19 protein-coding genes are annotated in these 22,774 nt (G+C 69.9%); 9 read left to right on the forward strand and 10 right to left on the reverse strand.

Features of this window, described 5'->3' with window-relative positions:
• The first annotated feature begins 116 nt into the window (after positions 1–116).
• Positions 117–1,559, forward strand: a complete 1,443-nt coding sequence (gene pdxR / locus FH610_RS02635; RefSeq protein ID WP_205825483.1) for a MocR-like pyridoxine biosynthesis transcription factor PdxR — start codon at positions 117–119, stop codon at positions 1,557–1,559.
• Positions 1,560–1,603: 44 nt separating this feature from the next.
• On the opposite strand, the gene FH610_RS02640 is transcribed toward pdxR, so the two are convergent.
• Entirely contained in the window at positions 1,604–2,959 is a 1,356-nt protein-coding gene (locus FH610_RS02640) for an FAD-binding oxidoreductase (protein ID WP_139572558.1), read from the reverse strand.
• A gap of 919 nt (positions 2,960–3,878) precedes the next feature.
• Between FH610_RS02640 and FH610_RS02645 the strand changes: the two genes are divergently transcribed.
• Together FH610_RS02645 and FH610_RS42680 are read left to right on the forward strand one after the other, a co-directional pair.
• The gene (locus tag FH610_RS02645; RefSeq protein ID WP_139572559.1) at positions 3,879–6,770 is read left to right on the forward strand and encodes an immunoglobulin-like domain-containing protein; all 2,892 of its coding nucleotides are present in this window, start codon (positions 3,879–3,881) and stop codon (positions 6,768–6,770) included.
• 77 nt (positions 6,771–6,847) lie between these two features.
• A complete protein-coding gene (locus tag FH610_RS42680; protein WP_161627894.1) occupies positions 6,848–6,988 on the forward strand; it encodes a hypothetical protein in 141 nt (46 codons plus the stop codon).
• Between the two features lie 240 nt (positions 6,989–7,228).
• Here the strand turns inward: FH610_RS42680 and FH610_RS02650 are convergent, their stop codons facing one another.
• Positions 7,229–8,158, reverse strand: coding sequence for a LysR family transcriptional regulator (locus FH610_RS02650; RefSeq protein ID WP_139572560.1), 930 nt, complete (start codon positions 8,156–8,158; stop codon positions 7,229–7,231).
• 123 nt (positions 8,159–8,281) lie between these two features.
• On the opposite strand from FH610_RS02650, the gene FH610_RS02655 reads away from it, so the two are divergent.
• Positions 8,282–9,664 carry an MFS transporter gene (locus tag FH610_RS02655; RefSeq protein WP_240808709.1) on the forward strand — a complete coding sequence of 461 codons (1,383 nt, stop codon included), beginning with the start codon at positions 8,282–8,284 and terminating at the stop codon, positions 9,662–9,664.
• Positions 9,665–9,856: 192 nt separating this feature from the next.
• Positions 9,857–11,047 (forward strand): PAS domain-containing sensor histidine kinase, encoded by a 1,191-nt coding sequence (locus FH610_RS02660; protein WP_139572562.1) that lies wholly within the window; start codon positions 9,857–9,859, stop codon positions 11,045–11,047.
• 12 nt (positions 11,048–11,059) lie between these two features.
• Here the strand turns inward: FH610_RS02660 and FH610_RS02665 are convergent, their stop codons facing one another.
• Positions 11,060–12,046 carry an alpha/beta hydrolase gene (locus FH610_RS02665; RefSeq protein ID WP_139572563.1) on the reverse strand — a complete coding sequence of 329 codons (987 nt, stop codon included), beginning with the start codon at positions 12,044–12,046 and terminating at the stop codon, positions 11,060–11,062.
• A 76-nt stretch (positions 12,047–12,122) separates the two neighbouring features.
• On the opposite strand from FH610_RS02665, the gene FH610_RS02670 reads away from it, so the two are divergent.
• The 3 genes from FH610_RS02670 (at position 12,123) to FH610_RS02680 (ending at position 15,055) form a co-directional block, all read left to right on the forward strand.
• A complete protein-coding gene (locus tag FH610_RS02670; RefSeq protein WP_139572564.1) occupies positions 12,123–12,710 on the forward strand; it encodes a TetR/AcrR family transcriptional regulator in 588 nt (195 codons plus the stop codon).
• 87 nt (positions 12,711–12,797) lie between these two features.
• Positions 12,798–13,742: an RNA polymerase sigma-70 factor gene (locus FH610_RS02675; protein ID WP_139572565.1), complete on the forward strand. Its 945-nt coding sequence runs from the start codon at positions 12,798–12,800 to the stop codon at positions 13,740–13,742.
• A gap of 92 nt (positions 13,743–13,834) precedes the next feature.
• Positions 13,835–15,055, forward strand: a complete 1,221-nt coding sequence (locus tag FH610_RS02680; protein WP_139572566.1) for an NAD(P)/FAD-dependent oxidoreductase — start codon at positions 13,835–13,837, stop codon at positions 15,053–15,055.
• A gap of 478 nt (positions 15,056–15,533) precedes the next feature.
• Here FH610_RS02680 and FH610_RS02685 read toward each other — a convergent pair whose 3' ends face one another.
• Positions 15,534–16,772, reverse strand: coding sequence for an iron-containing alcohol dehydrogenase (locus FH610_RS02685; protein ID WP_139572567.1), 1,239 nt, complete (start codon positions 16,770–16,772; stop codon positions 15,534–15,536).
• On the opposite strand from FH610_RS02685, the gene FH610_RS02690 reads away from it, so the two are divergent.
• Complete coding sequence (locus tag FH610_RS02690; protein WP_139572568.1) at positions 16,771–17,052, forward strand: hypothetical protein; 282 nt, start codon at positions 16,771–16,773, stop codon at positions 17,050–17,052. The genes FH610_RS02685 and FH610_RS02690 overlap by 2 nt on opposite strands.
• On the opposite strand, the gene FH610_RS02695 is transcribed toward FH610_RS02690, so the two are convergent.
• From FH610_RS02695 to FH610_RS02715, 6 genes are all read right to left on the reverse strand, one after another.
• Entirely contained in the window at positions 17,028–18,488 is a 1,461-nt protein-coding gene (locus tag FH610_RS02695; protein WP_139572569.1) for an NAD-dependent succinate-semialdehyde dehydrogenase, read from the reverse strand. The two genes, FH610_RS02690 and FH610_RS02695, sit on opposite strands and share 25 nt — an antisense overlap.
• A 76-nt stretch (positions 18,489–18,564) precedes the next feature.
• Positions 18,565–18,729 (reverse strand): hypothetical protein, encoded by a 165-nt coding sequence (locus FH610_RS42685; protein ID WP_161627895.1) that lies wholly within the window; start codon positions 18,727–18,729, stop codon positions 18,565–18,567.
• A gap of 49 nt (positions 18,730–18,778) precedes the next feature.
• Positions 18,779–19,855: an ABC transporter ATP-binding protein gene (locus FH610_RS02700; RefSeq protein WP_139572570.1), complete on the reverse strand. Its 1,077-nt coding sequence runs from the start codon at positions 19,853–19,855 to the stop codon at positions 18,779–18,781.
• Positions 19,855–20,922, reverse strand: coding sequence for an ABC transporter ATP-binding protein (locus tag FH610_RS02705; RefSeq protein ID WP_139572571.1), 1,068 nt, complete (start codon positions 20,920–20,922; stop codon positions 19,855–19,857). Before FH610_RS02705 ends, FH610_RS02700 begins: the two co-directional genes overlap by 1 nt.
• Positions 20,922–21,830 carry a carbohydrate ABC transporter permease gene (locus FH610_RS02710; protein ID WP_139572572.1) on the reverse strand — a complete coding sequence of 303 codons (909 nt, stop codon included), beginning with the start codon at positions 21,828–21,830 and terminating at the stop codon, positions 20,922–20,924. Before FH610_RS02710 ends, FH610_RS02705 begins: the two co-directional genes overlap by 1 nt.
• On the reverse strand, positions 21,830–22,696 hold the full coding sequence (locus tag FH610_RS02715) for a carbohydrate ABC transporter permease (RefSeq protein WP_205825484.1): 867 nt from the start codon (positions 22,694–22,696) through the stop codon (positions 21,830–21,832). Before FH610_RS02715 ends, FH610_RS02710 begins: the two co-directional genes overlap by 1 nt.
• Positions 22,697–22,774: the final 78 nt, after the last annotated feature.

Below are 22,774 nucleotides of genomic sequence, written 5' to 3' on the forward strand. Positions count from 1 at the left end.
AGTGCCCGTGCCCCCGGCCAGAGCTCATCTGGACAGTTCTCCACCGAGGAACCGGGCAGGTCACTCAGCCTGGCAGGAATTGGTACACGCAGGTAAGGTCCGATCCTGTGGGGCGATTGAGCACCAATTCCGGGCCGGCCGAGGACCTGCTCATCAAGCTGGACCGCGACGCCGGGGTGCCGCTGCACCGGCAGATCGAGACGTCCATCCGCGCAGGCATCCGGGCCGGCCTGATGCGAGCGGGCGCGTCGCTACCACCCACCCGCACCCTCGCGACAGGCCTCGGGGTTTCCCGCGGGGTCGTGGTGGAGGCCTATCAGCAGCTCGTCGCCGAGGGCTACCTCGTCAGCCGATCGGGCGGTTACACCCAGGTCGCTGCCTCGATGCCGCCAGCCGCCGCGGGCTCCGCGGGCTCTGCGGGCTCTGCGGCTTCGACGGCGCAGCCGACCGCGCGCAGTGTCGGCTTCAGGGTCGACTTCGGGTACGGGCGCACCGACGTTTCACAGTTCCCGCGGGCCGCATGGCTGCGCTCGGTCCGAACCGTGCTCACCACCACGCCCAACGACCGGTTCGCCTACCTCGACGGGCGTGGCGTGCCGGAACTGCACGAGACCCTGTGCGACTACCTCAACCGGGTGCGCGGCACATCGGCCCTCCCCGGCAACGTGGTGATCTGCAACGGCTATGGGCAGGGCATCTCGCTGCTGATCCAGGTGCTCGTCCAGCACGGCGCCAGGCGGATCGCCCTGGAAGACCCGTCGTCCAACGACGATGCCCGAGTCCTGGCCGGCGCCGCCGGTCTGGACGTGGTCGGCATCCCGGTGGGGCCGGACGGCGTTCAGGTCGATGCGCTCCATCGGGCCGACGCCGATGCGGTCGTGCTCACGCCGTCGCACCAGTGGCCCACCGGCGGAGTGCTGTCGGCCGCGGCGCGGGCCGAGGTGATCCGCTGGGCGAGACGCCGCGGCGCGATCGTGGTCGAGGACGATTACGACGCGGAGTACCGCTACGACCGGTCGCCGGTGGGAGCCATGCAGGGCCTGGCGCCCGATCGTGTCGTCTACTGCGGTACGGCCAGCAAGACGCTCGCGCCGGGGTTGCGGCTCGGCTGGCTGGTAGTGCCTCCCCAGCTGGTCGCTGACGTCGCCGCGGCAAAGGTTCTCGCCGACCGCGGTTCGCCGGTCATTGACCAGTTGACGTTCGCCGACTTCCTCGCACGCGGCGAGTTCGACCGCCACCTGCGCCGGATGCGTCCGCTGTACCGCCGCCGCCGCGACGCGCTGCTGGGCGCCCTGCGCACCCACCTGCCCGATCTGGAACCGGCCGGAATCGCCGCCGGGCAGCATGTGGTCGCCTGGCTCCCACCCGACCTCGACGAGGCGGCGGTGGTGACGGCCGCCGCCCGGCACGGGCTCGCCATCCACGGCGTCGGCCCATACCGGATCGCCGACACCGGACCGGGTGGCCTCATCTTTGGCTACGCCACTCTCGGAGAGGCCGCCATCACCGAGGGGGTCGCGCTGCTGGCGACGGCCATCCGGGACGTACGGGGACCCTGATCCCGCGCAGGCTCTCCGCCGGCGGCACATCCAGGACATGAGCATCAGCATGCCGGGCGGATGTTCTGGTTCAGATGGAACACGTTGGCCGGGTCGTACGCGGTCTTCACCGCGGTCAGCCGGGCCAGCTTCGCGGCCGAATACGCCCGCCGTACGCCGCGCTGCCCATCGGCCAGCTCGTCGGCCGTCAACGAGTTGACGTACACCCCGCTGGCGTACGGTTCGAGCGACGCACCGGCGGCGCGGGTGGCATTCATCCTGGCGTCGTCCTCGGCCGGGTCGCTCCAGCGAGAGCCGGCACCGAACTCGAACATCGTGCCGCGGTGACTGAACGCCGCGTCTGCTTCCGGAACATCGGCGATCGCGCCGCCGTGCGCCTGCAGGCCGACGCTCGGCAGGTCCAGGCTCGCGCTCAGGTCAGCGCCGCCGCGCAGCAGGAACGCCTCGATCGCCGCGGTGGGAAAGCTCCGCAGGTAGTGCCCCTTGGAATAGCGGCGGGAGGCGTGACCGCCGGTGGAGTCGTCACGTTGCTGAAGTTCGAGGTACGACGGAGTGGTGACGCGGGAGGCGAGGGGGCGCCCGAGCGCCCGCATCGCGGGGAGCAGCCGGCGGCCCTCGGCCGGGTCGCCGACCCACACGAACCCCAGCGTGGCGATCGGGCCGTCGGGACTGCCGGCGACACTGGCGGTGAACGTCGCCTGCCGGGGCGCGACGGCGTTCAAGTCGCGCCAGCCCTCGATGACCGGGACGGCGTCCTCGGCGCGGAAGTCGAACTCGGCGACCAGCGTCCGCGTGCCGATGCGATGCAACTGGAACTCGAACTCGGTGACGATGCCGAAGTTGCCACCACCGCCGCGCAGGCCCCAGAACAGGTCGGGGTTCTCGTTGCGGCTCGCGGTCACCACGTCCCCCTGGGCGGTGACCATCGTGTAGGAGACGACGTTGTCGCAGGCCAGGCCGTGCTGGCGGGCCAGCCAGCCCATGCCGCCGCCGAGCGTGAGCCCGCCGACGCCGGTGTGCGAGACGTTGCCCGCAGTGGTCGCCAGGCCGTACGCCTGGGACGCCCGGTCTAGCGCGCCGAGCAGCGCTCCTCCCTGCACCCGAGCCCGGCGACGGGCCGGGTCGATCCGCACGCCCCCCATGAGCGTCAGGTCGATCATGAGACCACCGTCAGGCACGGCGAAGCCGGCGACGTTGTGGCCGCCGCAGCGCACGCCGATTTCCAGGTCCAGTTCCTGGGCCATCCGCACGGCGGCGACCACGTCGGGGACGCCCGCCGCGCGGACGATCATGCGTGGATGCCGGTCGACCATGGCATTCCAAACGGTACGGGCGGTGTCGTAGCCGGCGTCGCCAGGCGTGAGGAGCCGGCCGTCGAAGCGGGCCGCTGTCGTTGTCATGCCACTCAGCCTGACAGGAATCGGTACACTCGATAAGGTCCGATTCCGTAGGCCAATTCAGGACCAATTCGGAGACCGGCCGAGATCTGCTCATCGAGTTCGCACTCTGAAGGCGTGCATGTGCACTTCGAAGGCTGCGCCGCGGAGACTTTCGCCGAGCGGGTGCCGGACCTCGCTCCACGGCTCCGGAAAAGGTCGAAGGGCACGTCGACCGCGTCAAGATGCTCAAGCGGCAGATGTACGGCCGGGCCAACCCTGACCTCCTGCGCAAACGCGTCCTCCTCGCCGGCTGAGGCGGCTCATCGAACGGAATCTGCGCCAGAGCCCGTTTTCGAGCGTCGTTGACAAAACGTGCCCAGTGGCGGCCAGGCCAAGGTGACTAGCGTACGAGCAGGTAAGCGCCCAGCTCGTTGTCGGCGATCCCATCCCCAGGTTCCCCGGGCCAGGCGTACTCCGCGGTCCGGACGCGAGGTGCTTGCTGAGTGCTGACAAGGCCGAGATCTTTATCCAGGTCTCGCGTGGCTTTCATGTGTTCACGCACAAAGTTTGCTTCTATTGAAGCTACCTTTCGCTGGGGCGGGAGGTTAGTGTCTGCATTCAAGACCCGGACACCTGTGACATATAGCCCTACTCCCCCAGTTCACGCCGTCCCCCACATCTCACAGCGAGGTGAACCTTTGTCTGTGCTGCCCTCGTCTCGTCGGAGCGCGCAACGAGGCCTGATCACGCCGGGCCTCGCCGGCACGCTGGCCACCCTTTCGGGCTTCGTCTCTCCCCCGCGTGCGTTCGGCCCCACCCGGAACGGGGCCGTGCCCCACGTGTCCACAGCGACCGGATCAAGGAGGATCAATTGAGAGTGCGACACCCAAGGCCACGTCACAGGCTGAGTCGCACGGGTAGAGGCGTCGCGGGCCTGGTAATGGGTGCGCTTGTCTCGGTCTCGCTCGCAGCGACGCCCTCGCACGCGGCCGAGGAGAAGCTCAACGAGGGTCTGGTGCACCACTTCGCCCTCGACGAGACCAGCGGGACGACGCTGGTCAACTCGGGTAGCGCGGGCTCGGCGGCGAACGCCACGCTCGTGCATCCGGAGAAGGCGACCTTGACCGGCGATGGAGTCAGGTTCAACCCCGACTCCTACGAGAGCGCCCTCGACGGTGCGTACGTGGCACTGCCGAACAACATCACCGCCGGCATGTCGAACCTCACCGTCGACTATGACGTGCGGATCGACCCGGCGAACGTCGGCGAGCACCAGATGTGGAGCTTCGGCGCGAAGTCCGGCTCGTGCGACGCCGACACCGGCGCCCAGGGCTCCATCTTCGCGTCGAACACCCAGCGATTCCGCGTCGCGGTGGGTTCGGCGAACCTCCAGCAGACCCGGGTCCGCATGCCCGAGGGAGCGTGGACGCACGTCACCTACACCCAGTCGCTGAACGCGAACGGTACGAGCTGGACCGGCAGGCTTTACCTCGACGGCGTGCTGCACGCGACGTCAACGAACCTGACCACGCCGCCGTCGGTGAACGCCGCGGGGACCAACTGCAACTTCCTCGCCCGCTCGCAGACGTCGAGCCACTACTCATTCCGCGGAACGCTCCGGGACTTCCGGGTCTACGACCGGGCAGTGACCCTCGACGAGACACTCGCCCTGGCGAAAAGGACCGTCTCCGACGGCGTTCGCGCCGACGCCGACGCCATCGACCTCGGCCTGACCAGTGCGATCGTACGCGACATCGTTCTGCCCAAGGTGGGCTCCGTTGCAGGCTCGACCATCACGTGGACGAGTTCGGACCCGTCGGTCGTCGCGGTCTACACCCCGCCGGCCCTCCCCAGCGCACGCAAGGTCGCGGTGACCGGCAAGATCACCCGACCCGCGCAGGGGCAGCCCGACGCGAAGGCCACGCTCACGGCGACCGTCCGCAAGGGCGCCCAAGAGGTCACCACACGGGAGATCCCCGTTGTGGTGAAGGCCGAGTTCGACGACGCGCAGGCGGTCGACCGTGACACGTTCGACCTGACCCTGCACGCCACCGACCACGTACGCGGAAACATCGACCTCCCTGCCGCCGGCGAGTTCGGATCCACGATCACCTGGAAGTCGAGCACCGACCTCGTCACCCCGAAGGGTGAGGTGACCCGCCCGGCCTTCGGCCGCGCGGATGTCGACGCCGTCCTGACGGCGACCATCACCAAGGGTTCGGCCTCGAAGACGAAGTCGTTCCCGGTGACCATCACCGCCCTGCCCCGTTCCGAGGAGTACGAGCGGTACTTCCTGGGGTACTTCAAGGGCGAAGGGATCGCCGACGGCGAGCAGATCATGTTCGCGACGTCCAACGGAAACACCGCTCTGGACTGGACCGGTCTGACCGGAGGCCGGCCGTCGCTCATCTCCCAGCTGGGCGACCAGGGCCTTCGTGACCCGCACATCGTCCGCTCACCCGACGGCGACACGTTCTACATGATCGCCACCGACCTGAACTGGTACGACCAGGGCGGATACGCCATCAACGACACCCAGTACATCGAGGTGTTCGAGTCGCACGACCTCGTGCATTGGACTCCTCAGCGACATGTGAAAGTCGCGCCCGACAACGCGGGCAACGCCTTCGCACCCGAGTCGCTGTGGGTCGAGGAGATCGGCGCCTACGCCGTCTTCTGGGCACAGTCGCTGTGGAACGACCCCGTGAACCGCACCGGTCAGGGGAACGCGCAGATGTGGTACACCACGACGCGCGACTTCCAGACGTTCTCCGGTCCCAAGGTCTGGCAGAACCCGGCCCCTCTGTCGCGGATCGACACGACCGCGATCCGGGTCGGTGACTACTACTACCGCGTGACCAAGAACGAGGCCGGCAACCAGGGCTCGGACATCTTCTCGGAGAAGCACACCGACTTCCTGGACAGCAACATCAACAACTGGACGTTGGTCGCTCCGGCTCTGGGGCGCACGACGTGGGTCGCCAATCAGGGATACGAGGGGCCGATCATCTTCAAGGCCAACCCTGGTGACACCTCCTGCCCCGGCCAGTTCTACCTCTGGGGTGACCGGTACACGAACGGTGGTGGATACCAGGCCGCGTGCCACGACAACATCGAGGCTCCGACCTGGAACGCCAAGGCGATCACGATGACCAACGCGGGCGTCGCCCGTCCGCGTCACGGCACCGTGATCCCGATCACCCTCCGGGAGTGGAACGACATCCGCAGGATCCCGAACAGCGACGTCACGACCACCACGGAGGTGGCTGTCGAGCCGTACGCGAGCGAGGCCCAGACGACCACGGCCACCGCCACAGTCAAGGCAGCTGACGGGTTCGAGACCGGCGGTCAGGTGCGGTTCAGCATCGGCTCGTGGTCGAAGCTCGCCTACCTGAAGGACGGCGCGGCCACGGTCACGCTGCCGACGGGTCTGCCTGCGGGTACCCGCACGGTCAAGGCCGAGTACCTCGGCTTCGACTACCTGAAGGCGTCGGAAGGTACGGCGTCGTTCGAGGTGCCCTCCGGCCCGGACGCCGTCAAGGTCCATGCGAAAACCGCGCCGGCGTCGGTTGTCCGCGGGGACACGTTCAAGCTGAACGTGACTGTTGGGCCAGCGGGCGGGCAGAAGCAGAGCGCTCCGACCCCGACCGGCGAGGTCACCGTCACCTTCGGCGGCTCCGTGCAGGTCGTGCCACTGGCGGACGGCGAGGCCGTCGTCACACTGCAGACTGCCGATCTGCAGCCCGGGGCGTACACGGTCCACGTTGCCTACTCCGGCAACCCGACCTACCAGCCCCACGCCGCCGACTACCAGAAGTTGACGGTGCGGTAGCCGGCAGATGGCGGGCCGGCGAGCTCATCCTCGTCGGCCCGCCCAGTTGTTGTGGGGCAGATCCTGGAGACAAGCTCGTGACCGACAGCATGAAGTCGACGAAGGCATCGGCCCCGGCTCCGTTGCCGGTGCTGTCGAAGCAACTGCCGTCCGGCGTACTGGTCGGCCAGCGCGAGCAGGCCGACGATCATCTGCCCTCGTCGAGCGCGCCTCGGTGAGCAGCGGCCAGGTGAGCCTGCTGTAGAGGGCCTGGATGATGCCCGCCCTGGCGACGTCCGCGGTGACCGTGCGCGAGCCGGCCTTCCCCGGCGTGATGAAGAAGGCTCAGTGAGAACGAACTGCCCTCCCGTCTTCACCTGCCCACGTCATCTGTGGCTCGTGCAACTTCCTCAACCCCGGATACGAGCCCGTCTCGCTCCTGAATCCGCGCGCGGATCTCACCGGGGCGGCCTGATGACTCACCGCCGCGCGGCGCCGTGATCGGCGGGCGAAGGGAGGCCGACCGCGTCGGAGGCGGCGCTCGCGTACAGGATCTCGCGCATGCCGGGGAGGGCCTCGCGGTCGGCCCTCCACACCAGGCGCAGGCTCAGGCCGGGGATGTCGAACGCGAGCCGGGCGAGGGCCCCGGCGGCGACCTGATCGGCGACCGCGAACCACGGCAGCAGCGTGATCCCGAGGCCGCGCTCGGCCCACGCCCGCATGACGGGCACGCCGCCCGCCCGCACCCGCTCCACCCGGTCGCCCAGCAGGCGCTCCCCCGCCAGCCAGAACGAGCAGGCGGGCACGTTGACCAGCAGTCGCTGGCCGTACAGGTCCTCCTTGCGCAGCCGGGACGCGGCGGCCAGCGGATGGTCCGGCGCGGCGACAAGCGCGAGCGGCACGGGATCGAGGTCGAGGAAGGCCAGCGGCGCGGCCGGCGCGCCGAAGCCGAGCCCGCCCAGATCGTTCCCGGTGTCGAGCAGCAGCGCCGCGTCGAGGTCGGCGGCGGCGACCGCGTCCAGGAGACGGTCGCGGGCGCCGTCCGACCGCACCTCCACCACGAGGTCGGGACGGCGCTCGGCCAGCCGGGCCAGGACCGCGGGCACGTGCACGGCGGCGATCGTCTCCAGGGCGCCGAGCCGCAGCACCGGGCGGGCCTCCGCGACGTCACGCCGGGCCTGGTCGGCCTGGTCCAGCAGACGGCGCGCCCAGCCGCGTAGGCGCTCGCCCGCCGCGGTCAGGCGCATCCCCCGGGGACCCCGCTCGAACAGGGCGACTCCGAGGTCCCGTTCCAGCGTCCTGATCTGCTCCGACACCGACGACGGCGCGAGATCCAGGGCGACGGCGGCGTCGGTGACCGTCCGATGTGCCACAACCGCCTCGAAGGTGCGCAACTGCCGCAGTTCCATGCCGCACCGAACGGGCCGGGAGCGTTCGGTTATTCCGAACGCCGCCTGCGGCTTGGGCGGTGGAGCCCTACGCCGGCCCGACGCCACAGTGACCCCCAGGTTGTCTACCTCCTGGAGATCCTCGTGACGTCGACTGTTTCCGCCGCTCCCCCGGCGGCACCCGCCCGGGCCCGCGCGCTGGCCGGGATCGCGCTCGGTTATTTCATGGTGCTGCTCGACACCACCGTCCTGTCGGTCGCCGAGCCCGACCTCGCCCGGTCCTTCGGCGGCGCGGGCGTCGCGGGGCTGCAGTGGACCGTGACCGGCTACACCCTCGTCTTCGGCGCCGCGCTGCTGACGGCCGGGTCGGTGGCCGACCGGTACGGCGCGCACCGCGTGTTCCGGGTGGCCGTCGCCGCCTTCGGCCTCGTCAGCCTGCTGAGCGCGTTCGCGCCGTCGCTGTGGGCGCTCGTCGGTCTGCGGGCGCTGCTCGGCTTGGCCGCGGCGGGCTGCGTCCCCGCGTCGATGGCGATGATCGCCCGGCTGTATCCGGTGCCCGCCGAGCGGGCCAGGGCGGTCGCCGTCTGGGCGGCGACCAGCGGCGCCGCGCTCGTGGCCGGTCCGGTGGCCGGCGGGGCGCTGACCGACCTGGCGGGCTGGCGGGCGATCTTCCTGATCAACGCCCCGCTCGCCGCCGTCACCCTCGCGCTCACGGCCGGAGCGGCCGTACGCTGCCCGCGCGGCGACCGGCGTATCGACTGGGCCGCCCAGATCCTGGCCTGCGCGGCGGTGGCGCTGCTGACCGACACGCTGATCGCACTCGGCGCCCACTCCTTGGTCCACGCCGCCTGGTCGGCGGGCGCCACGGCTGTGGCGGTGTACGCCTTCGCCGTACGCGAGCGGCGGGGCCACGCGCCGGTCCTGGCGCCCGCCGTGCTGCGGACACCCGGCGTCCCCGGTGCGCTGCTGGCGGGGGCGGCGGTCAACTTCGCGATGAGCGGGGTGCTGTTCGTGCTGCCGCTGCTCTTCCAGCAGGCGCTGGGCCTGACGCCGGGGCAGATCGGGGCGGCGCTCCTGCCCATGACGCTGCCCTTCGCGGTCAATCCGCTGCTGACCGGCAGGATCGTCGCCAGGTCCGGGCCGCGGCCGCCGGTGCTGACGGGGCTTGGCCTGCTCGCGGCCGGCGGCGTCGCGTTCGGCGCGGCCGTCTGGGCGGGCGCCTCCTACCCGTTCCTGCTGGCCGGGCTGGTGGCCACCGGCTTCGGTGTGTCGTTCGCGCTGCCCGCCCTGGCCACCCTGGTCGTGACCGCGGCTCCCGAAGGCGCCGCAGGGGTGGCGGGTGGGCTGCTCAACGCGGCCCGGCAGTGCGGCGCCACGATCGGCGTCGCCGTGACGGGCGCGTTCGTGACCGTCGGCGTTCCCGATCAGGGATACCGCGGCGCGGCGTACGCGCTGGTCGTGCCGGCCGTGGTCTGCGCCGCGGCGGCCGTCGCCATCGCCCGGCCGACCCGGCGCCCGGCCGGGTGAGGCGCCGCCGATAGGCGCTCGTGGTGATGGTTTCGGGCGCGTTCATCTCTTTTTCCGTGGCCCGTTCGGGGGCGTACCCCGTTGACCCGCGGCCTCGCGGGAATGGGAGACAGCACGGCCGAGGGACGGACGGCTGGGAGTCATGCCGACTGCGGGGGCTGAAAGACGGGGTGCGAGAAGGGCACCGTGGTCATGAGGTCAGAGATCGACTATGAGGCGGTGTTCAGGGCCGGCCAGGCCCCGTCCGTGGTGCTGACGCCCGACTTCGTCATAATCGCCGTGAACGACGCCTTTCTCAAAGTGAGCGGGCACCGCCGGGAGGACCTGCTGGGCCGCAACCTGTTCGATGCCTTCCCGCCCAACCCCGCCGCGCCGGCGGACTCCGAGCAGCAGGGGGCGCGGATACTGCGGACCTCCCTGGAGCAGGTGGTGACCACCCGCCACCGCGACTTCATGCCCCTGCAGAGGTACGACATCGAGGCACCGGGCCGGCCCGGGGTGTTCGAAGAACGGTATTGGAGCACGGTCAACACGCCCGTGCCCGGCCCGCACGGCGAGGTCCGATGGATCGTCCTCAGCATCGAGGAGGTCACCGACTTCGTCCGCGCGCTGCAGCGCGCCGGCGCGGGCGGCGAGCAGGCCTCCCTGGCCCTGCAATTGCAGACCCTCAACGACCAGCTCCAGCGGGCGCACCGGGAGCAGCGCGAGACGACCTCCGCCCTGCGCGAGGCCATCGAACGGCAGCGGCGGCTGGTCTACGACGCATCCCACGACCTGCGCAACCCCATCACGGGCCTGCTCACCGAGCTGGAGGTCGCGCTGTCCGAACCCGGCATCGACCTGCAGCGGATCTTGCGCAAGCTGCTGCGCGACGCCGAACGGCTCAACGACATCGTGGCCGACCTGCTCGACCTCGCCCGCCTCGACAGCGAGACGCACGAGGGCGAGCACCTGATCGACCTCGCCGAGTTCGTCAGCGAGGAACTGGACCGCCGCACCCCGTGCGCCACCGTCCTCACCCGCCTCGACCCGAACGTGCGCGTACGCGCCTCTGCGATCCGCCTGGCCCGCCTGCTGGGCAATCTGCTGACCAACGCCGAGCGGCACACCCGCACCACGATCGAGGTCGTGGTCGCCGCCGACCCTCCCGACGCCGTCCTCGAGGTCGTCGACGACGGCCCCGGCATCCCACCGGAGGACCGCGAACGGGTCTTCGAGCGCCGCTACCGCCGGGAGGAGGCCCGCGCACTGGATCCCGGCGGGTCCGGGCTCGGCCTGTCCATCGCCCGGGAGATCGCCCAGGAGCACGGCGGCCGGCTGTACGCCGCGGAACACCACTGTGGAGCCCGCTTCGTCCTGCGTCTCCCCCTCGCCACCGAGTGATGCCCCTGGCCGTCATCCGGCGAGGGCCTCCCGGAGGAACTCGGCGATCTCCGCTCGCGCGGCCCTCGCCTGCGGCACCAGCCTCGGCATGCTGAGGAACGCGTGCGTCGCTCCGGGATACTCGGTGAACCGCGCGGGTGTCCCCGCCGCTCGTAGTCGTTCGGCGTAACAGCGGCCGTGATCGGCCACCGGGTCGAGGGTCGGCACCACCACGAGCGCCGGGGCCAGCCCGCTCAGATCGTCGGCGTACACCGGCGACAGCGCACGAGGATCGGTTCCCGGTGGAACGGCGAGCCGCTGGAACAGCCGAATCTGCGGCATGCTGAGGGTCGGGCTGTTGGCGTGGCGGCTCATCGAGGCGTGCTCGAACCCCGTCGAGGTCAGGTCGACAGCGGCGTTGACCAGCACCTGCGCCCGTAGGAGCAGGCCGCAGTCTCTGGCCCGGATCGCGGCCAGGGCGGTGACCATCGCGCCGGTGCTCTCACCGAAGACGGCGGTCCGCGCCGGGTCGATCCCCCACTGCGGGGCGTTCTGCACGACGTGCCGGAGCACGTCCCGGGCGTCGTCGACGACCGCCGACAGCGGAGTGTCATGATCGAGGAGGCGGTGCTCGACCGAGACGACGACCGCGGGCAGTCGCGCGGCGAGGTGGCTGTTCACCCAGTCGCTCTGCACCGCCGTGCCCACGAATCCGCCTCCGTGCACGTGGAGCACGAGCGGCAGGTCGCCGCGTACGCCGGCCCGGCCGGGTGAGGGCCGGTAGACCCGGACCTGGAGCCCGCGGCCGGGCAGCGCCACCTCCTGCCACTGGATCGTGGCGTCCCGGTCCGGGAACCCGCTGATCAGCCGTGCCAGAGGGGACGCCCGCTTGCGGTTCACCGCCTCGCGCAAGGCGGCCAGCTCCTCGGCCGTCATCGCCGGCCAGTCCGGTTCCTTCTGCAGGGCATGCAGCAGCCGGATGCCCATCGGCGGCCGTTCCGCACCGGTGACCTCGTTCATGTCTCCTCCTCAGCCCGATAGTTTCGCTACCGCGAGTATCGATACCTATCGTAGCGAAAGAGGTTATCGTGTGGTCATGACTCGAGGGACCGCATCAGCCAGACCACCGGGTCGCCCGCGGTCCGGCGTCAACGCCGTGGTCTACGCCGCGACTCTGAGCACGGTCCACGAGCTCGGCTACGCGCGTGCCACCGTCGACCGCATCGCCGCCAGGGCCGGCGTCGCGAAGACGACGATCTACCGTCGCTGGCCGTCGAAGGGCGAGCTGATCGTGGACTGCCTGCTTGACGCGCTCGGCCCGGTGCCACTGGAGGGCACCAGCCAGGCAGAGCTGATGTCCTCGACCATCCGTTGGATCGCGGCGAAGATCGGCGAGCCCGGCATCGGCGACGCGTTCGCCGGCGTGTTCAGCGACGCCGTCAGCGATCCGCCCCTGCGCGAGATCTTGTCCGCGCGGTTCCAGGACCCCTACCGGCTCCAGTTGCAGGACGCGCTCGGCGAGCCGGAGACCCGGGTCCTGTTCTTCATCGACGTCGTCGTCGGAACCCTGCTTCACCGGATGGGCATGACCGGCTCGCCGATGGCCGACGCCGATGTCACCGCACTGGTCGACATGGTTCTGCGGCATTTCGCCGACGGCGCCGACAAAGCCGAGACCCGATGACCGGCCCGCTCACGACGCGTACGGTGAACAACTGCGGGACGCGGATGCGACGGCGGCGGTGCATGCCGCCCGATCTAGGATCGGGTCATGCCCTTGACCGTGAACGACGTCGACCGGTTCGAGGCATCCCGGCCGCGCCTGGAGGCCATCGCCTACCGCCTCCTCGGCTCCGCCGGTGAGGCCGAGGACGCCGTGCAGGAGACGTTCCTGCGCTGGCAGGCCGTCGATGTCGGCCGTATCGAGGTCCCCGAGGCCTGGCTGACGAAGGTCCTCACCAACCTGTGCCTCAACCAGCTCACCTCCGCGCGGGCGCGCCGCGAGACCTATGTGGGCCAGTGGCTTCCCGAGCCGCTGCTCGCCGGGGACCCGATGCTCGGCCCGGCCGACACCGCCGAGCAGCGCGAATCGGTCTCGTACGCGGTCCTCGCCCTCATGGAGCGACTGTCCCCCAACGAGCGGGCGGTGTACGTGCTGCGGGAGGCCTTCGACTACCCGCACCGGGAGATCGCCGAGATCCTCGACATCACCGAGGCCGCCAGCCAGCAGATCTTCCACCGCGCCAAGAAGCACGTCGCGGACGGCAAGGCCCGCACCGAGATCGACGAGGCCGTCACCCGGCGCATCGTCGAGGAGTTCCTGGCGGCCGCCACCAGCGGCCGGATCGAGCCGCTCGTGCGCCTGCTCACCGAAGACGCCATCGCGATAGGCGACGGCGGCGGGAAGGTCCCGGCCCGCGCCAAGGCGTTCGAGGGCGCCGTCGCGGTCGCGAAGTTCCTGCGGGGCCTGTTCAAACCGGCCGAGGTCAAGCGCGCCATGGTCGGCGGCACGCCCGAGGTCTACATCTGGACCGCCAACGGCGACCCCGCTGTCGTGGCCGTCGTGGACGGCCGGGTCGTCGGTGTCATGTGCCTGGAGGTCACCGCCGGGGGCATCGCCGCGTTCCGCAACCAGGTCAACCCCGACAAGCTCGAACGCGCGACCGAGCAGTGGGCGGTCACCGACCACGGGGAGCCCCTGTTCACGGCTTTCTGATCGCTGTGTGAGGTGCTTCACACCGCATTCCTGTCAGGAAACGGCACGCCGCCCGGTTCAGGTGGCAAATCGCGCAAGACAGGAGCAAGGGAATGCAGCACCGCATCATCGTCCTCGGAGGCGGATACACCGGAGCGATCGCCGCCGGGCGCCTGGCCAAGCGGCTCCGCCGCGATGACGTCGCCATCACCCTCGTCAACGCCGAGCCCGACTTCGTCGAACGCGTCCGCATGCACCAGCTGGCGACCGGCCAGGACCTCAAGCCCCGGCCGTTCAGCGAGATGTTCGCGGGCACCGGCGTCGAGCTGAGGCTCGCGAAGGTCACCGGCGTCGACGTCGACCGCAAGACCGTCACCATCACCGACGCGAACGGCGCCGGCGTGACCGCACCCGGGTCCGCCGAAGAAATCGCCTATGACACGCTCGTCTACGCCCTCGGCAGCGGCTGGAACGCCCAGGACGTCCCCGGGGCAGCCGAGCACGCCTACGAGATCGCCGGCCGGCCTGGAGCGCTGCGGCTGCGCGAGCGCCTGGCCCGCCTCGACGCCGGGCAGACCGTGGTCGTCGTCGGCGGCGGCCTCACCGGCGTGGAGGCCGCCGCCGAGATCGCCGAGGCCCGCCCGGACCTCGATGTCGCACTCGCCGCCGGCGGCGACCTCGGCGACTGGCTGTCGCCCAAGGGCCGTGAGCACCTGCGAAAGGTCTTCGGCAGGCTGGGGATCACCGTGCACGAGCACGCCACCGTCACCGGTGTCGAAGCCGACCGCGTGCTCACCGCCGACGGCACGGCCATTCCCGCCGCGGTCACAGTGTGGACCACCGGCTTCGCGGTCCACCCGATCGCCAAGGCGACCGCCATGGAGGTCACCGGCACCGGCCAGATCGTGGTCGACGGGACCATGCGCTCGGTCTCCCACCCGGACGTGTACGCCATCGGTGACGCGGCCATGGCGATGGGCCCAGGGAACAAGCCGCTGCGCATGTCGTGCGCCTCGGGAACTCCGGCTGCCTGGCAGGCAGCCGACGCGATCGCCGCGCGCCTGACCGGCGGGAAGCTCCCCAACGCGCCGATCCGCTACTTCAACCAGTGCATCTCGCTGGGCCGCAAGGAGGGCTTGATCCAGTACGTCACCGCCGACGACCGCGCCGTTCGGGCGGTCCTGACCGGACGGCTGGCCGCCGTCTACAAGGAGCTGGTCTGCAAGAGCGCCGCCTGGGGCGTCGCCAACCCGACGCTCGGGCTGCCGACCCGGCGCCGCCGCGTCACGCGGAAGCCGGCCGCGGCGGGCTCGGCCGTCAAGGCGCCGGCGTAGAACGAAGCAGGCGGCCGGAGAAGACGACGGAGCGTCGAGGTCTCTGGCCCGTGGACGGAAGGCGAGCCGGCCCAGCTCGGACCCACGGGGTATCGGCCGTTACGCGTGCGCGACATCCTGTTTTGACGCGCAGGGGCCCATCCGGGCAGACGGGCGACGAGGCCCGAAGCGCCGGCCACCTGTTGGGCGGGTAGTGAAATGATCTTGGGGTGGTGGCCGGCCTGGTCGGGGCCGGGAGCAGATGCGATCACGATTCGGTTGTTCACTCGCGTTGATCTGTCCGCAGCGAAATGATTACGTCATGTCACCGCGTGAAGCGAGGTGGGCCGGTGGGGGTTGCGGCTGTTGTGGCCGTGGCCGGCCTGGTGGGCGTGCAGCCGTGCGCCAGGCCTGGGAATGGGCGGCTCCCATCAAGGCGTAGCCGACAATTCCGATACCCAGGGTGGGGCAGGGAACTCGTCGTCGTGTGAAAGGCCCGTCACCATCTCTGCTCCGTAGTCAGGACGTGTCGGGTCCGGTCCCCGATCCAGGCCGCTTCGAGGATCGCGGTCAGGCTGGCGGTGTCGCTCGGGCCTGGATGGTTCTGGATCAAGCGGGTGACGCCACTGGCCATCTCCGCGAAGCGCGGGAGGTCGGCGCGTGCCACGCCGATGTCCGCCAAGGTGGCAGGGATACCGATGTCGGCAAGGAGCCCGTCGAGCCAGGTGAGGAACGCATCTGCGGCCTCGGCATCCGAGGCGTCGGTCACGTCGAGCCCGCACACCCGGGCGAGGGTGGCCAACCGGTCGCCGATGGCATCCTTGGCCGCGTCCAGCGCGTAGGGCAGCAGCAGCCCGACGCCCAGGCCGTGCGGCGTGTGGGTGGCTGCGCCGATGGGGTACTGGAGGGCGTGCGGAGCCGCGGTGCCTGCGTGGGAAAATGCAAGCCCGGCCAGCATGGACCCATAGGACATGTCCGCGCGCGCGTCCTTGTCGCCTCCGTCCCTGACGGCACGGGGCAAGCTGCGGGCGATCCGCTCCGCGGCCAGGAGCGCGTAGTGATCGGTGATCGAGTTGCGGCCGAGGAAGACCTGCTCCACCGGGTCGCTCGGTCCGTGGGCCCGGGGTCGCGCGGTGTAGCTCTCCACCGCGTGACAGAACGCGTCGATGCCGGAGTGGGCGGTGACGGTCGCAGGGCAGGAGTAGGTGAGCTCGGGGTCGACGATGGCGAAGTCGGGCACGATGTGGACGCTGGAGACCCCCACCTTCAACTCGCGGTCCGGGTCGGTCAACACCGAGACGGGCGTGAGCTCGGAGCCGGTGCCTGACGTCGTCGGGACCGCGACGAGAGGAATCGTCGGCCCCGGCACCTTCGACTCGCCGTAGTAGTCGCGCGGCGTCCCACCGTGGCGCCGGATGACGCCGACGATTTTGGCGAGGTCGATCACCGTGCCACCCCCGATGGCGAGGATCACGTCGGCGTCCACCTCCGCGGCGACCGAGACGGCCAGGGCGACATCGGCGAGTGGCACGTCCGGAGTCGCGTCGGCGAACACCCCGACGACCGCGACCTTCTCCCGCACGCCGGCCACGATCTCGGCCACGCCCGGCTGCCCCAGAAGAACCCGGTCGGTCACGATGAGGACTCGCGAGCCACACTCGGCCACCACTCGTGGGATGTTCTGCGCGACCCCTTCGCCCACTATCAGCTGGCGTGGTCCGCGGACGGTCTCAAGCATGTCAGTGCCTCTCTGGAACGTCGGCGGTGATGTGCTGGGCGGACGTCCAGGTCACCTGCGAGACCGGGACGGCGTCGGCAAGGTCGGCTGCCGGGTGGCGCAGGCGCGCGCCGGGCTCCCCGACTCGGTCGTGCCCGGGCGCCCTCGGGTTCGTGCCGACCATGGCCCGGGTCCCGCCCCACGGGTGGAGGCCGGTCAGGTCATGTGTGCACAGGGCGCGGTGATCCTCGGCGGGCACCCGGAGCAGCAGGCCGGTCACGGCAGGTCGATCGCCGCGTAGGTGACGTCGAGGTACTCGAGAATGCCCTCGTGCGACCCCTCCTTGCCGATCCCGGACTGCTTCACGCCCCCGAACGGAGCTGACGGGTCCGAGATCAGACCACGGTTGATGCCGATCATCCCCGTCTCCAGCCTTTCGGCGAACCGGAGCGCACGCTGGAGGTCACGGGTGAAGACGTATCCGGCCAGGCCGTGCTCGGTGTCGTTGGCCTTCGCGATCACCTCGTCGTCGGACGTGAACGAGATGATCGGCGCCACCGGGCCGAAGATTTCCTCCTGCAGGATCTGCGCGTCTTCGGGCACGTCGACGAGGACCGTGGGCGGGTAGAAGTGGCCCGGCCCATCCGGCCGCTCGCCGCCCACCAAGGCACGGGCACCGCGATCGACCGCGTCGGTGACGAGCTCGTCGATCTTGGCGACCGAGGGCTCGTCGATCAACGCCCCGACGTTGACGCCGTCGTCGAGACCATGGCCCACCGAGAGCGCGCCCATCCGCTCGACGAAGCGCGCCGTGAACTCCTCGCGCACCGGCTCCTCGACGTAGATCCGGTTGGCCGCGATGCAGGACTCCCCGATGTTGCGCATCTTGGCCACCATGGCGCCGTCGAGCGCGACGTCCAGGTCCGCGTCGGCACACACGATCAGAGCCGCGTTGCCGCCCAGTTCCATCGAGGTGCGCAGCACGTTGTCCGCCGCCTGCCGTAGCAGCACGCGCCCGACCTCGGTCGACCCGGTGAACGAAAGCTTGCGGGTCCGACGGTCGGCCAGCAGTGCTGAGACCACCTCGCCGGAACGCTTGGTCGTCACGACGTTGACGACGCCCGGGGGTACGCCGACCTCCTCCATGATGCGAGCCAGGAACAGCATGGTGAGTGGCGTCTGGGCGGCCGGCTTGGTGATCGTCGTGCAGCCCGCCGCCAGCGCAGGCGCGATCTTGCGGGCGCCCATGGCCAACGGGAAGTTCCAGGGCGTCACGAAGACGCACGGGCCGACCGGCTTCGGCACGGTGAGGACGCGATATCCACCAGCGGGAGCGGTGTTGTAGCGCCCCTCGACGCGCACCGCCTCCTCGGCGAACCAACGGAAGAACTCGGCGCCGTAGGCCACCTCTCCCCGAGCCTCGGCGAGCGGCTTGCCCATCTCGAGCGTTATCAGCCGGGCGACCTCCTCGGATCGCTCGGTCAGTGCCCGGTACGTCGCAAGCAACAACTCTGACCGTTTTCGCGGCGGGGTCGCCGCCCACTCCGCCATCGCCTTGCTCGCCGCGTCCAGAGCGGCGAGCCCGTCAACGACGCCGGCGTCCGCCACCTCGGCGATGGTCTTGCCGGTCGCCGGGTCCTCGACGGCAAAGGTGGCTCCGCTGGCGGCGTCGCGCCAGGCGTCGCCGATCCGGAGCCGCCGGTGCTCGGGGGCCAGGACGTTCATCGGGTCACTCATTGCGTCGCCTCCTGTGATGTTCCTGGTGATGTGCAGCGTGACCTCAGCGATCGCGCCACGCGCGTTGACGAACGGGTCACACGACCTCGTCGGGGTCGAGGTTGCCGAGCGGGTCGAACGTGGCCTTGGCCCTGGCTGCAGGGCGACGCCCCGCGCCACCGATCGCCTTCTCGGGCCGTGGCTGCTTCGGCGTCGTCAGGCCGTGCTCACCGGTGACGGTCCGCCGAGGCTCGATTGCCACGTGCGGGCGCATGGTGACGTCGCCGCCCTGTGCGGTTACCTCCGGGCGGTTACCTCCCGGCCTCGGACAGCGCCAGCCCGGTGCCCGCATCGAACAGGTGCGCACGGTCCAGGTCGACCGTCACATGCAGCCGCTCGCCCGGCGTACCGGTGAAGGTGGGTCGTGCCTTGACCTTGAGGATCTCCGTCCCCACTTGGACGTCGACCACCGTCCGGTCACCGAGCGGCTCAAGGCCGTAGAGCTCACCCGGCAACGACGCGTCCCCACGCTGCTCGACGGACAGGTCCTCCGCGCGCAGGCCCAGCACCAGCGGACGACCGTCCTCAGCCGTGCTCCAGCGGGGCCGCGGCAGCGTCCAGCCTTCCGCCCCGACCAGACGATCTCCCTCGGCGTGGCAGGGGAGCAGGCTGATCTGCGGGCTCCCGACGAATCCCGCGACCCACTGGTTGGCCGGACGCTCGTACACCTCGGCCGGCGTTCCGACCTGTTGCACCTTCCCGTCCTTGAGGACCGCGACCCGGTCGGCCATGGACAGGGCCTCGACCTGGTCGTTGGTCACGTAGATGAAGGTCGCTCCGAGGCTCCGGTGGATGCGGGTGAGCTCGGTGCGCATCTCGACGCGGAGCTTGAGGTCGAGGTTCGTCAGCGGCTCGTCCATGAGAAACGCGCGCGGGCGACGGACCAGCGCCCGGGCCAGGGCGACACGCTGCATCTCACCGCCCGACATCTGCGCCGGACGACGCTGCAGCAGACGTTCGATGTGCAGCAGGCTCGACATCCGTTCGACGGCAGCGGCGATCTCGCTCGAAGAACAGCGGCGTGCCCGCAGCGGCGAAGCGATGTTCTCGTACGCCGTGAGTCGCGGGTAGAGGGCGTAGCTCTGGAAGACCATGGCCAGGTCGCGTTCGGCCGGGGCGTCACCGGTCGCGTCCCTCCCGTCCAGATGCACCGACCCGGCGTCAAGCTTCTCAAGGCCGGCGATCGCTCGCAGGGTCGTCGTCTTGCCTGCCCCGGAGGGTCCGAGCACGACGAAGAACGAGCCGTCCGGCACGTCCAGCGTCACCCCGTCCAGGGCCTGGACCTTACCGAAGGACTTGCGCAGCCCCTGCACTGCCACGGTTCCCATCAGGCCACCAGCTCTTCCGTGCTCACGTCGTAGACCGGCGGGGGCCCGCCGGTGTGCCGCAGCCCGACCGGTGCGTCAGCGGCGAAACGGACAGTCGGTGGCATCCGAACCCGTACGTCGCGCTGGCCGCCGTGGTCAACCACGTAGATGATCTCGTCGCCCAGCCACTCCGCCGAGACCACGCGGGCCGGGACCGAATGTTCCGCCCCTGGTTCTGTGACTTCCAGCGCCTCCGGCCGGACGCCTGCGACCAGGCGACGGTCGCGCGGCAGGCCTGGCGGTGGCGTGAGGACCAGTCCGCCCTGACCGCGCAGCTTCCCGTCGGCCACCTCCACCTCGATCAGGTTCATCGGCGGTGAGCCGATGAACGCGGCGCAGAAAAGACTCGCCGGGCGGTCGTAGACTTCCAGCGGCGTGCCGATCTGCTCGACGCGGCCCTTGTTGAGGATCGCGATTCTGTGACCGAGCGACATCGCCTCGACTTGGTCGTGGGTGACGTAGACCATCGTCGCCCCCAGCTCCCCCTGCAGGTGCTTGATCTCCGTGCGCATGTCCTCCCTCAGCTCCGCGTCCAGATTGGTAAGCGGTTCGTCCATGAGGAATGCGCGCGGTCGTCGCACCAGGGCGCGGGCAAGCGCGACGCGCTGCTGCTCCCCGCCGGACAGCCGGTGCGGTCGCCGGTCCAGGAGCGGGGTGAGCCGCATCAGCCGGGCGGCCTCGTCGACCCGCTCGCGCACCTCCGCCTTGGGCAGTCCCTCGGCCCGCAGTGGGAACGCCAGGTTGTCGCGGGTTCTCAGATGCGGGTAGAGAGCGTAGAACTGGAACACCATGGCGATGTCGCGCTCGGCGGGCGGCAGGTCGTTGACCAGCGTGTCGCCGATGCGGATGTCGCCCGTCGTCTGCCTCTCCAGGCCGGCTATGGCCCGCAGCGTGGTCGTCTTGCCGCAACCCGAAGGGCCGAGCATCACGAACAGCTCGCCGTCGCCGATGGACAGGTCCACGTGTTCGACTGCGACCGTCCCGTCCGGGTAGCGCTTGTGCAGGGCGGTCACCTCGATGCCCGCCATCAGCGTCGCACCGCCCCGAGCGTCACACCGGCGACGAGGTGCTTGCGCACCAGGTAGGCGAAGACGAGCACCGGTAGGGCGAACACTACGGAGGCGGCGGCCACGAGACCCCAGTCCACAGTGGTTCCACCGATGAGGCCGGCGATGGCGGGCGGGGCCGTCCGCACGGTGTCGCTGGAGGTAAGGAAGATGGCGAACACGAACTCGTTCCACGAGAAGATGAGTGCGAAGACCGCGGTCGCGGCGATGCCGGGCAGGAGCAGGGGAAGGGTGTATCGCCAGAACGCCTGCAAGCGGGTGTAGCCGTCGAGCATGGCGGCATCCTCGTATTCTGCGGGCACCTCGTCGACGAACCCCTTCATCATCCAGATCGTGAACGGGACATTGAACGCGGCGTAGATGAGGATCAGGCCGAGCTTGCTGTCGATGAGTCCGACCTGGCGGTACATGAGGAAGATCGGGATCACGACCACCACGGGCGGCATGAAGCGGGTGGACAGGATGAAGAACAGTTGGTCCTTCTTGGCCTTCACGGAGAAGCGCGAGTAGGCCCAGGCCGCCGGGACCCCCAGCACGGTGGCCAGCGCCGTGGAGACCCCGGCGACCACGACGGAGTTGAGGAACGAGACGGACAAGGCCGAGCGGCCGCCGGAGGCGACGAACACGTCCTTGAAATGCTCCAAAGTGACCGTGAAGTCGAAGAACTTGGCCGGGATGGCGTAGACGTCCCGGTTCTCCTTGATGGACGTCTCGATCATCCACAGCGCCGGAAAGAGCATCACGACGGCCAGCACGGCCAGCAGCGCGACCTCCAGCACGGAGCGGCCCCGGCCGCCGGAGCGACGCGCGGGGGGCGTGTGATCCCGGCCAGGACCTGTGGACACGGCCTCGTCGACGGAGACGGCCATCAGTCCTCCTTGAGCTTGTTCAAGTAGCGCAGGTAGAGCTGCGTCAGGACGATGACGACGAGGACCATGAGGATCCCGTACGCCGAGGCGGTACCAGTGTTGAAGCCCAGGAACCCGACCTTGTAGACGTGGAACGACAACGTCTCGGTGGAGACCCCCGGACCTCCGTTGGTGAGGATGTAGACGAGGTCGAACAGCCGGAAGGCCTCGATGGCCCTGAACAACACGGCGATGAGGAGCAGCGGCCACACCAGCGGAAGAGTGATGGTGCGGAACTTGAACCACTCGGACGCCCGATCGATCGAGGCGGCCTCGTACAAGTACTTGGGAACCGCGGTAAGGCCCGCGAGGGCGATGAGCATGATGAACGGCGTCCATTGCCAGGTGTCGACCACGATCAGGGAAATCAGGGCCGTTCGCTGCCGGGTGAGCCACTCCACCTGCCCCAGGCCGAGCGAGCCGAGCATGCTGTTGATCACGCCGAACTGCGCGTCGAGCATGAATCGCCAGAACAGCCCGACCACGACCGGCGACAGCATCATCGGAACCAGGAACAGAGTGGTCAGCACTCCTCGCCCGCGCGTGCGCCGTGAGATCAGGTAGGCGATGGCGAAACCGAGCACGGTCTGCAGGACGACCGCGCCGACCACGTAGATCAACGTCGTCAAGGCCCTCAGGTGGACCTGCGCCGAAGCCAGGATGGCGGTGTAGTTCTCAAACCAGACGAAGTGGGCCGGCCCCCCGCGGGTGGCCGAGTAGTCGGTGAAAGACAGGTACAACGCCCACAGCAACGGGAAAACCGACATTGCGAGCAACAGCAGCAGCGCCGGGGAGATGAAGGCCACGGCGAGCGTGCGGTCGCTCAAGCGGCGGGACCGACCCGGTGCAGGCGGCGTCGCGGACGCCACCTGCCCGGGGTGGTCGGTCGTCAGAGGGACGGGGTC

This window comes from Microbispora catharanthi, from assembly GCF_006334915.2.
GTDB classification, from domain to species: Bacteria; Actinomycetota; Actinomycetes; order Streptosporangiales; family Streptosporangiaceae; genus Microbispora; species Microbispora catharanthi.